General features: G+C 44.5%; 2 protein-coding genes. Both read right to left on the bottom strand.

Going from position 1 to position 1,469, the window contains the following annotated elements:
* A partial coding sequence (locus BG32_RS01975) for an AAA family ATPase (protein ID WP_147434794.1) occupies positions 1-611 on the bottom strand: 611 nt, incomplete at its 3' end.
* 735 nt (positions 612-1,346) lie between these two features.
* Positions 1,347-1,451, bottom strand: coding sequence for a type II toxin-antitoxin system RelE family toxin (locus BG32_RS17025; RefSeq protein ID WP_409072643.1), 105 nt, complete (start codon positions 1,449-1,451; stop codon positions 1,347-1,349).
* Positions 1,452-1,469 lie beyond the last annotated feature (18 nt).

The following is a 1,469-nucleotide window of genomic DNA, read 5'->3' as shown; positions in this document are numbered from 1 at the left end:
TCCCATTCCATGTAAGACGGCCTGAATCCCCGCTCAAGATACTCTTCAAAAGTGGCAAGCACGTTTGTACCGTTCATTATCTCTTTAACTGACGAAGGCTCAGGAGAGAATGGTTCTAGTTGTGGCAAAAGTGTTCCGTCTCTAAGAAATATGTATTCTCTCAAAGACATTAGAGGGATTTGAACCCTGGAGAATCTTCTTGATAGATCTGCGATCCCCTGTCTTAATACTAGGCTGCTGCTATCGCTAGCTATTACAAGCTTTCCTGGATAGGAATCGTAGAGGGCCTTAAGATGGATGCTCCAATCTTTTGCGTAGTGAGCTTCATCCACAACTATCCCCTCATAACCCCTTACGAAGGCCGTCTTTGCTATACTCCATATGTCACTAGTAGAAACGAGAGGATTGTCGGCCGAAACGTAGAGTACTTTTCTCTCCCTAAATCTGTTCAGAAGGAAAGTGGTTTTCCCAACCCCTCTTGGCCCAAAGACAAGGACTGCCCTGTTCTTCATGTCTATTTTGTCGAAGTAAGGCCTCAGTCTCGACGGAAGCTCCATTTCCTTCCTTTTCTGCACCTCTTCAAGTGACTGAACTAACTCGTCCGAATCCACAAGATCATCTCCTAGCGTTTCACTTTGAAACTATATTAGCATAGATTCGTTCCCATACGAAACGAACCCATGAGTTCAGAATAGCAACAGGAACCGTCCTTGTTCCTTCGTCCAGGAACCGGTCAGTCCCTATTTTCGTTTACAGCGTTCAGCGTGCAGGGAAAAGCGGATCTTAGGTGATAGATCCCGTGCAGAGGCCCTGAATAAGAGCATTTCAGGGCAGGCTCTACGGGATGACGGAATAGGACCATTAACATAATCCAAACAGAAGCATATATGGGCCGGCTCATTGGGGAAGGCTCTACGGGATGATAGTCCTGCCTGTCATCCTGACAATGCTTCTGGTCAGGATCCCGATTTGTAACGCGAAAAACGGGGCAGATAATACTTGAGTTTAGTTACGGGGAAGAGAGAGCGACAGACTGGGAGGGAATACTCAACAAAGCGAAATTCTGTGAGCTAAGTGATCCGAAAGTCTTCTGCGCGGCTCATGTTTGCTTTGATACAATTGAACGATCCATTGGGCTGACTATCTTCCCAATGTTCCTTTTTAATTTTTGAAAGCTTATAGCAGTACTTCGTTGAGAGAACAGGATATGAATTCGAGAAACATGATAAACGCTCTTCGAAAGAGCGGGAGAGCCAATCTTTTTCTTAATTGCAGGAGCGTAATCAGAAGTCGACTATTAAGAAGATGGTATTCCTTTTATTCTATTGAAGCATCAACAATCTGTCTCAAAGATTCTTGTATACATTTCTGCGATGTCCAACATGCAGAATAGTAACTGACTTATCTTGCTCACAAATCTCATAGATAATACGATAGTCGCCAGCTCTTATCCGCCATCCCTCTCTTCC

The sequence above is a fragment of the Mesotoga sp. HF07.pep.5.2.highcov genome, assembly GCF_003666285.1.
Taxonomy (GTDB): Bacteria; Thermotogota; Thermotogae; order Petrotogales; family Kosmotogaceae; genus Mesotoga; species Mesotoga prima.
The sequence above is the reverse complement of the archived record's forward strand: the minus strand, read 5'-3'. Positions and strand labels throughout refer to the sequence as shown.